Annotated in this window: 8 protein-coding genes; 2 read left to right on the top strand and 6 right to left on the bottom strand. The window is 54.6% G+C overall.

The window, feature by feature from the left end; translation table 11 throughout:
- Positions 1-588, bottom strand: a 588-nt coding sequence (locus AB5Z25_RS09680) for a PBECR4 domain-containing protein (protein WP_368135437.1), incomplete at its 3' end; no start/stop codon positions are given.
- A 416-nt stretch (positions 589-1004) separates the two neighbouring features.
- On the opposite strand from AB5Z25_RS09680, the gene AB5Z25_RS09685 reads away from it, so the two are divergent.
- Positions 1005-1454, top strand: coding sequence for a DUF4869 domain-containing protein (locus AB5Z25_RS09685; protein WP_271758611.1), 450 nt, complete (start codon positions 1005-1007; stop codon positions 1452-1454).
- Positions 1454-2431, top strand: a complete 978-nt coding sequence (locus AB5Z25_RS09690) for a translation initiation factor 2 (protein ID WP_368135438.1) — start codon at positions 1454-1456, stop codon at positions 2429-2431. The genes AB5Z25_RS09685 and AB5Z25_RS09690 overlap by 1 nt, the downstream gene beginning before the upstream one ends.
- Here AB5Z25_RS09690 and AB5Z25_RS09695 read toward each other — a convergent pair.
- The 5 genes from AB5Z25_RS09695 to AB5Z25_RS09715 all read right to left on the bottom strand — a co-directional run bounded on the left by AB5Z25_RS09695 (position 2428) and on the right by AB5Z25_RS09715 (position 9338).
- Complete coding sequence (locus AB5Z25_RS09695; RefSeq protein ID WP_368135439.1) at positions 2428-4914, bottom strand: glycosyltransferase family 2 protein; 2487 nt, start codon at positions 4912-4914, stop codon at positions 2428-2430. The two genes, AB5Z25_RS09690 and AB5Z25_RS09695, sit on opposite strands and share 4 nt — an antisense overlap.
- Positions 4915-5982 carry a glycosyltransferase family 2 protein gene (locus tag AB5Z25_RS09700; RefSeq protein ID WP_368135440.1) on the bottom strand — a complete coding sequence of 356 codons (1068 nt, stop codon included), beginning with the start codon at positions 5980-5982 and terminating at the stop codon, positions 4915-4917.
- Between the two features lie 12 nt (positions 5983-5994).
- Positions 5995-7113: a glycosyltransferase family 2 protein gene (locus AB5Z25_RS09705; RefSeq protein ID WP_368135441.1), complete on the bottom strand. Its 1119-nt coding sequence runs from the start codon at positions 7111-7113 to the stop codon at positions 5995-5997.
- Positions 7114-7187: 74 nt separating this feature from the next.
- On the bottom strand, positions 7188-8228 hold the full coding sequence (locus AB5Z25_RS09710) for a glycosyltransferase family 2 protein (protein ID WP_161145068.1): 1041 nt from the start codon (positions 8226-8228) through the stop codon (positions 7188-7190).
- 6 nt (positions 8229-8234) lie between these two features.
- Positions 8235-9338, bottom strand: a complete 1104-nt coding sequence (locus AB5Z25_RS09715; protein ID WP_368135442.1) for a glycosyltransferase — start codon at positions 9336-9338, stop codon at positions 8235-8237.
- Positions 9339-9508 lie beyond the last annotated feature (170 nt).

Consider the following 9508-nt stretch of genomic DNA (forward strand, 5'->3'; position numbering starts at 1 on the left):
ATCTAGGAGAGACCTAATAGTTCTTGGAAGCTGGGAATCATCGAACTCACCATCTTTAAACAAGAGGGAATCATATAGCTTCTTATCGTTCTGTCTCGAAAAGATATGAGTGACCAGATGCACATCGTGGGCCTTTGAAAAACAATCTTCGTCCCTTAAAGATTCAGCAATATAACAACCGCCCCTATAGTTCATGAGTAAGGAAAAGTTCAAGTCTGTTGTTCCAAACTTATAGCACTGCGATTTTGTTGATATGTCTTCGAGCATAAAGCACGCGGAGGTTGCAAAAGAGGCAAGCTGAACAATATGGTTGACTTTTCTGCGACACAGAGCGTAGGGATGGCGATTCGAAAAGTCGATCTGCGACGCAGCAAGTTTTCCTCTGGATGCCAATTTGAAAAACTGCTTAGCCGACAAATGACTATCTACGCCAGTTAAATGCTTGAAATTTTCGGCCTTATAAATAACTTCGATATACCTGTCATCGAAAACGTACATGAATGACTTTCCGACAAGAAAACCGCGATAAAGTTTTGCTGCCTGATTAATTTCCGCAACTATCGCCTTCCGATCTTCAGCCCTACCCATACTGCCCCAATCAAAAAAGCCGGGATAACCCCGGCTGATAATCAAAGAGGCGGTTTTCTGCTGGCTGTCAGCCGCGGCATCCTCACGGAAACCTAGTTGTCGCCGGAATTATAGTCCCCGGCGCGGACTCACCTTATCTCCCCGGTGCGGGCTCGATATCCTCTCGGATATCTAATCGTCTTGGACTTTTTACCTGCCCAAGCACAGTACAGCTTTTACGTGCCGCCACACGGAGCTTAGCTCAAGATTATTATCTATAACTCAAGCCACTAAAGCAAGCTACGCACGGGCATGGTCAAATTAAATTCAAACCTTGGTCATCAATCACATCTACCGCGGGCCGATAACGCCCGCCTCATGTGCTGCGATATAATCAATCTCACTAAATGCCAAATCAGCAAGCCGAAGGAGCTAACGTGCTAACAATTCACTATGGTGATATGGAAAACGTTATCTACAACACGTCGGTTTACTTCGATAACGTCTATTCGCCCCAGTGGTTTCAAGATGCCTTTGCTCAAAGGGTCATAAAATCCATCGACAAAGGCACCGTGGTAGGCCCCAATGCAATCGATACCAAGATTCTAGGTATCATTCCTCCCGAAAAACTATCCAGCGGCACCAAAACACTGCTGCTTATGTACTTTATGCCGGAGAACGTATATAACGCCTCAAATTGCGGTGATAATTGCGCCTACTGGATTCTGCGGATCGCCGCGCAAAAGGATTTAGCAATCAATCTCTACCATTTAATGGATTTTGGAAACGGCAAATTCACGGCTGTCATTGCGAACACAGGCGATGTCGTTCACACGATGTTTGACCTTGTCCCCATAGCTGGAAAATGCCTTAGGGAGAACTCCTGATGCGCGGATCATACAAGGTAATTATTCAAAATAACCGTGTTCAGTTTAAACTGACCATCAATAGAAATCTGACCATCATCCAAGGAAACAGTGCTACAGGGAAGACAACTCTGCTTGATATGGTGGCAGCCCATGAAGAGCTTGGGGCACAAAGCGGCGTAACAGTAAGTTGCAAAGTGCCCTGTAAAACAATATCTGGAAAATATTGGCGCAGAGATCTCCAAGAGATTTCCAGCAGTATTGTTTTTATTGATGAGGGCAATACTTTTGTTCGATCAAGAGAATTTGCCCATGAAGCAAAACGTAGTTCAAACTACTACGTAATCGTCGCCAGAGAGTCACTGCGCCAACTGCCCTATAGCGTTGATGAAATCTACGGTCTTAAGAACACCAACCGAACCACAACGAAGTATCCCGTTTACTCTCGTGTCTACACCTCTACATATCGTATTTACGATGATACTGAATTTAGAGGCGAGAGGCCCGAGCTTGTCATCGTCGAGGACACAAATTCGGGCTACGAATTCTTCAGTTTGCTATGCAAAAAGAGCAGCATTAAGTGCATCAGCGCGGGAGGAAAATCAAATATTTGCAACTGCATTATGGACGCACCGGAAAACGACATCCTCGTGATTGCCGACGGCGCCGCCTTTGGACCAGAAATTGCGGAAGCAGCTGCTCTATTGCGCCGAAAGAACATCAAGCTATTCCTACCGGAATCGTTTGAATGGCTCGTGTTGAAGTCGGGATTATTCAACAGCAAACACATTAAGGACATGCTGCTTAACCCCGCCGAACATATCGAAAGCTCAAAGTTCTTTAGCTGGGAGAGGCTCTTTACTGCGGAACTCATTGAATGCTCACGAGACACACGTTTTCGATATGACAAGAGCTGCTTGAACGAGGAGTACTTGAACCCCACCGCCTTTGCAGCTCTTGAGGATACTTTGCCGGAACTTGGCATTACTTCGCACTAAAACGAGAAGTACTCACTGTCGGAGGATAGGTTTGGTCCGAGCCACGGGTCGCCATCGAGGAAGAACTCAGGCCAGCGCTGCATGAACAGTGCTTGCTCGCGCTTCCAGCGACACATCTTTTCCTCGTTGGCCTCTTCTCTGCCGCGCGAGGTGAACTCGTAGTGGTACAGCTCGGCATAGGGCGTAAAGATGGTGCGGTAGCCCGCCTCCCATGCGCGCAGGCAAAAGTCTGCGTCGTTAAAGCCAACGGCGAATTCCTCGTTATAGCCGCCGACCTGCTCAAATACGTCGCGTCGGACCATCTGGCTGGCACCCGTTACGGCGCTAAAGTTGCCCGGGCGCACGGCACGGGCAAGATAGCCCTCGCGCTTTGCCGAGAAGTCCTGGTTGGCATGGGCAAGTGCGCCGCGCACGCCAACCACAATGCCAGCGTGCTGCACCAGATGATCGGCAAAGTAGAGTTTGGCACCCACCACGCCCGCTTCGGAACGCTGCAGATAGCCCATCATCTCTTCAATAAAGTCGGGACTAATGACCTCGGTATCGTTGTTGAGCAGCAGCAGATAATCGCCTTTGGCGTGCTCCACGCCAAAGTTAATGATCTGGGAGTAATTGAACTCACCCGGCCAGTACACAACGCGCGCGATGCCCCTGCCTTCGGATGCTGCAGCCACGCGCTCTGGCAGGGTTTCGTAATACGCAAACGTCTCCGGGGCTTCGCTGTTGTTCTCCACCAAGACGATCTCGTAATTGGCATACGTTGCCTTCTGGGCGATCGACATCACACAGGCGTCAAGCGTCTCAATGTGATCCTTGGTGGGAATCACAATGCTCACCAGCGGCGCAGGCTCCGGCAGCGCATAGCGCATGCGGTAGACAAACGGCGTCTCGGTATCCTCAACCGTTCCGCAAATGCCCAGCGCGTTAAAGTGGCGCTGCAGCGCAAGACGACCGGCTTCAATAGCATACGGCTTGCTATCGGCAGAGCCATCGGCGGTCGATCCCGGATGCACGCGCCAGTGATACAGCACATGCAAAACATGCTCAAACCGCGCGTCCGCCGAAAGGCAGCGAAGCGTCAAGTCGTAGTCCTGGGCACCCGCAACGTCTTCCGGGGACGTGCCAATACGATCGATGAGCGCCTTCTCCACCATCAGGAAATGCGTCACGCAGTTATGGCTATAGAGCAGGTCGACGTTGAGCCGCGTCTTAAAGACCGGCTGGCCCCACTCCCCCGTTTTCTGGAACATGTCCTCGTCGCAGAACAGGACCTGGGGACGCTTGTCCTCGGCCGCCTTATTCAGCGCGGAAACATACTGGAATAACGCGTCCGGTTCCAGAATGTCGTCATGGTCCAAGAACGCGACGTAGTCGCCTGTCGCTCGCTCGATACCTGCGTTGGTGTTGAGCACAATGCCGCCGTTGCCGGGAAGCTCGATGCGACGGATGCGCTCGTCGTTGGCGCCTGCCGCAAGGGCGGCCACCGCATCCCATTCAGGCGAGGCATCCATAAGGAGCAGTTCCCAGTTGTCATAACTCTGGGCTAGCACCGAGTCCAGCAGCTCGCGCAGGTATTCCCGATCAGTCTTGTAGCACGGCACCACAATACTCACGAGTGGTCTATAGGCAAAAGCCACCGAAGCGACACGCTGGCACGCCAGATCGCCCGGCTTTGCGCGATGTTGCTCAAACCAACATCGATAAGCTGCGTCGTCAGCGCGTGCATCCTTCATGCGGTTCCAGCTGTCGTCGACCATGCCGTTGTACAGGCGACCATCCATGGCGCAAAAACCGCTCTGGATTAGGCCCGTGGGATCAGCCGCAATCGCGACAAAATCACGTATATCCTGGGGCATCTCAACGCTCAAATACGTTTTATTGACGCGGCAACCGTTGCGCTGCGGCACATCGACCTGCGATTCAAACACATGCACGGTAGCATCGATGGCATTCATATGCGTATCGAAGATCTGGAGCTCAGGCGCGCACTGGGGGTCTCCCGCCCAGGTAACCTCATAACGCCACACCGCGCCGGCGTCTGCCGGCAAATAGCGAATGGCATCGATCTCGTAGCGACCGCAGCATTCGCCACGCTGCGCATCGCGGATAAGCGCACACAGCGCAGGCTTTGCTTTGTAGTTAATCTTGGATTCCAGCTTGGCCACGCGGCTATCGAGGCGAATAGAGCCCAACCTTTGGCCACCGAATGCAAAAACGGCATCCATCGACGAGCCATCCAAAAACGGAAGCACCAAGACGGCGAGCTCGCGTTCGTAATCGGAAACGGAAGGGCAAAGCGCCAGCACACGGCCATGATCGACCGGGAGTACCAGCGACGGCACACAAGAACCGCTCGTCGTCGCATGGGCAAACGCTTGAGAACCCTCCCGCTCAATAAGCGCGGTGACATCCTGACCGGCAAAACGAAGCAGCACATACAGACGGCCCTGACTGCGGCAAAGCGCCAAACGCTTGATACTCATCTACACTTCTCGCTTTCCCAGGGCGTTCGCTGCCATGCGTTTGCAGGCACCCAGGCGCCCAAACCTCAAGACGTCGTAATCGAACATGAGCTTTTTACATGCACGGGCATTGGGGGCCTTGCTGGTAAGCGCCGCACGCACCATAGCGGCAACAGAAGGAGCGCATTGTGCGAGCGCAGCATCGCCGCCCACGGCAGAACCGGCAAGCGCCGTGGCAACGGCAGCAAACACCTTGCCGCAGTCCGAACCCAGCAACCTGAGCGCATCGTACAGCACCAGATCGCATAGGAAGTACGCCAGGTCATCGGCATACTGGACATCGAGACCGTCGCGCTGCCAGTCAGCCAGCACAGCGGAGTAAATCTTCACATGCTCCAGCAGACGCGTCTCGTCGTCATAGCGCATGGTATCCATGAGCGAACCCTTGCGCGCCACGCGGTAGTCATACAGCTTGCTCGAGATAAGCGCGGTCTTGCGCGAACGACCGTACACGGCAAAATCGAAGACCTGGTCCTCGCCATACTTAACGGTTTCGTCGAACACGATCCCGTTGCCCAGCAAAAACTCACGCTTGCAGGCAGTGCGCCATGCAAAAGGGCGAGAAGCTTCCTTAAACAGCAGGTCGGAGCTATAGCCTTCAAACGACACATCGCGCGGGCTCAGCACATAGTTAAGCCACGGATACCCCGCCTCCAGCGGATACGGACTCGCGCCAAAGGTCAAAACGTCGCAGTCCTCGCGCTCAAAGGTATCGACGATCACGCGGCATGCATCGGGCGTAAAGCGGTCGTCGGAATCCAAAAACGCGACGATAGACGCCGTGGACGCAGCGATGCCTGCATTACGTGCACTCGACAGGCCGCCGTTCTCCTTATCAACCAGCCTAAAGCGCGCGTCCTTATCGCAATAGGCAGCCGCAATATCGCGCGAACCGTCCGGCGAGCCATCGTTGACTAACACGCCTTCCCAATCGGGCATGTCCTGCGCAAGCAGGGAGTCCAGGCACCAGGCCAGGCACTCCTCCACTTTATAGATGGGAACGACAACGGAAATCTTGGGGTTAGCCATAGTCACTCGCTCCTACTGTGCGGCCGGAACGTCATCGGGGTGCGGGTTGTCGCCGTAGGTGCGCTGATACGTCAGCACGCGCCAGACCAGCGACAGGCCGCCAATCTTAAAGTAATGCTTAAACGTATTGAGCTTGCCCGGCTTCTTAAAGTCAAAGCGCGAATCGATATAGGCGCGGGGCGACTTGACCATCAGACGCAAGTCGGTCTCGCCACGCGGATCAAACAGCGACAGGTCAAAGCGACCGGCATCCCAATCGGCCTTGAGCTCGGACGAGGCTTTCTTCCAAAACTGCTCGCGCAGTTCATCGACCAAGCGCTCATCATTCCAACGGTACGTATCGACCTTCATGCGCATTAAAATGCCCTGAAGCTGAGCCTTGAGCTCGGGACGCTCGTCCAAAAAGCGCTGCATCTCGACATACTCGTCGCACACGCAAAACACCTTGTTGGGCGAATTAACGGAGCTCTTCTCGTTATCCTGGCGATAGCACAAAATGGGGTCCGCAATAAACGCGGCACGCTCGGCGCAAGCCCAAACCTTAAAGTTAAAGCCTGCGTCCTGATACGAGGCACCCGGCGTGGGAAGGAACCGAATCTGATTGTCGTTGAGGAACTCGCGCCGATAGATAGCCGACCAAATGGAAGGTTTGCGGTAGAAGATGCCCGGGCGATCGACGGGGCGATACGCGGCGCCCGTCATATGCTCGTCGATAATTTCAAACAGCTCACGGCGCTCGCTGGGCGTGGACCAATACAGGTAAAAGTCGCCCTTAACGACATCGGCATGCTCAGCATCGGCCTTGGCGACCAGCTTTTGGAGCGAATCCTCAAACATAAAGTCGTCGGACTCAAGGATGCCCACGTACTCGCCGCGCGCCATCTCCAGGCCGCGGTTCATCGAGTCGCCGTAGCCGCTGTTGGCCTTGTCGATCATCTTTACACGGGGGTCCCGCTCCATGTACTCGCGGATGATATCTGGCGAACTATCGGTAGAACCGTCGTTGATGCAGATGATCTCGATGTCCTTGAGCGTCTGCGCCACGGCGGAATCGAGGCACTCGCGCAGGTAGCGCTCAACATTGCAGATGGGAACAAGCAGCGAAACTTTAGGGGTATCAGAGTTCTGCAAGAGAACCTCCTGTTGAATAGCGTGTAACAGGGTTATTTTAGCAGCCGAGTTGCGGCGGGCGGCAGCGCTTGGAATTAGAGAAAGCGCTCCAGGCAGGCTTTGAGACCGCGAGTCGAAAGATAGAACAGCGTGGCATCTGCCATCGAAAAGCCCGAGGTCGTCGCAACGAACTTGTGGGCAACACGGCAAACAGCGCCCTTGGCAGGCATATCTGCCCAGTCCGTTCCCAAAAACGTCGCGAGGTCCATGTTGACGCGAGCCGCCACGCGATGGAAGTCATCGGCATCCAAGCGCGCCAGGTCGAACACAATTAGGTCCAAAAACCAAGTTATCAGCTCGCCGGGACACAGGTCCAAAAGACCGTAGGCCGCCCAGCCCTCCAAGACCTCCTCGAGCATCCTCATGTGGGCGTCAAGCTTTTTGGCACGAGCCTCGGCACTGTTGAACTCGTGCGTCGCCGATTCGCTCTCCATCACGTAGTGGTAGAACTTGTCCGGCATGACGACGGTCTTACGGGCAAGCGCATAAGCCGCAAATTGGAAGACGACGTCCTCGCCCAAAGCCAAACCGGGGGCGAAGCGAATGCCTTCGCGATTGAGCAGCTCGCACGAAAAAGCCGCACGGCAGGCATAGGGCTGCGCATTCGAATGGAACAGCAGTTGGGGATCACGGGCGCCGAAGGTACCAGCTTTGGGGCTCATGAGTTGCTGGACGCGCTTGGGGGCAGCATCGGCAGGTTCACAGACGCCGCCAAAAACGGCGGCCTCGGCATCTGCAGACTCCATGGAATGCAGCACGTGCTCGACCGTCCGGGCATCGATGTAATCGTCGGCGTCCACAAAAAAGACGGTCTCGCCCTCGGCGACATCGATACCGGCATTTCGAGCACACGAGACGCCCGCGTTTTCCTGGTCAATCACCAGTACGCGATCGTCGGCCTGCGCGATCTGGCGCAACACGTTCAACGAATCATCAGTCGAACCGTCGTTGACGCAGACAACCTGAATCGAGCGCTCGGACTGGGCCAACAGCGAATCGAGGCATCGCTGAATGGAGCGCGCAGAGTTGTAAACGGGGACGACAATGGTAGCTTTAGGACACGAGGCCTCTCCCATGTCGACCTACCCCCTCAGCGATTCGATGAGGAAGGCAGCGACCACGCCTGGGCCTCCAACCGAGGCGTAATACTTAGCACGCCCCAAGGCACCATCCGTCGCGAAACTCGGATGCTCGTCAACCCAGCCCTCAGGATCTTTGAGGATGGCAGCGAGATTTGCGCGCTTCCACGGCTTGAGGTCGTCAAGCGAAAAGTCCCCGGCGTCCAAGGCCGCTTGGAACTCCTTGGCCATCTGAACCAGGAACTCCTTATAGAACTTAGGCGCCAGGCGCACGTAGTTCCACATGTACGAATCGTACTTAATGAGCTGATTGAACTTGAGCATGCGCGCGACGTCATCACTTGCGTGGTCGCGGGCATAATCCTCTCGAATCCAACGCTCAATCTCGGCATACTCGGTATTGACGCAAAAGACCTTAGCCGAAGAATTGACCGAGGAATTCTCGTTATCCTGGCGATACGACAACACGGCATCATGCAGGTAAACGGCCTTATCGGCGCACGCGATCACCTTAAAGGCGAATGACGTGTCCTGAAAGGATGCCCCCGGAGTCGGCAGAAACGTAATGCCGTTGCGCTCAAGAAAATCGCGACGGTACACGGCCGACCAAATCGACGGCTTTTGCTTAAAGAACCGCGTCGTGTCGCTCGGGTGCACCGGCTTGCCGCAGTCCTTGGCCTTAAACATCTCGTGCAGCGAACGGCGCTCCTCGGGCTTGGACCAGTAGAAATCAAAGTTCGCCTTCGCAAAGTCGGCATTATTGCTATCGGCGGCCGAGACAAGCTTTTCAAGTGCGCCGGGCGCCATAAAGTCATCGGACTCCAGAATGCCCACGTACTTGCCGCGCGCCATATCGAGCCCGCGGTTCATCGAGTCGCCGTAGCCGCTGTTGGCCTTGTCGATCATCTTCACGCGCGTGTCGCGCTGCATATACTCGCGGATTATCGCCGGAGAGTTGTCGGTCGACCCGTCGTTAATGCAGATGATCTCAATATCCTTGAGTGTCTGCGCCACGGCGGAATCGAGACACTCGCGCAGGTAGCGCTCAACGTTGTAGATGGGAATAAGCAGCGACAGGACAGGGCTGCCAGAGGCGTTAGTAGACAAATGTGCTCCTTAGGAAATACCTGTCGTTTCATGGTATCAAAGGGCCAGCGCGCCAGCGGGCGTTTATATAATCTATGGAGCTCGCAGAGGCAAACCTTGATTATCAACTTCATCCGAACACTTCCCACATTCATCCGCACATGTGCGGATGAATGTGGGAACCCGATACC

The organism is Collinsella aerofaciens, from assembly GCF_040910325.1.
GTDB classification, from domain to species: Bacteria; Actinomycetota; Coriobacteriia; order Coriobacteriales; family Coriobacteriaceae; genus Collinsella; species Collinsella aerofaciens_BL.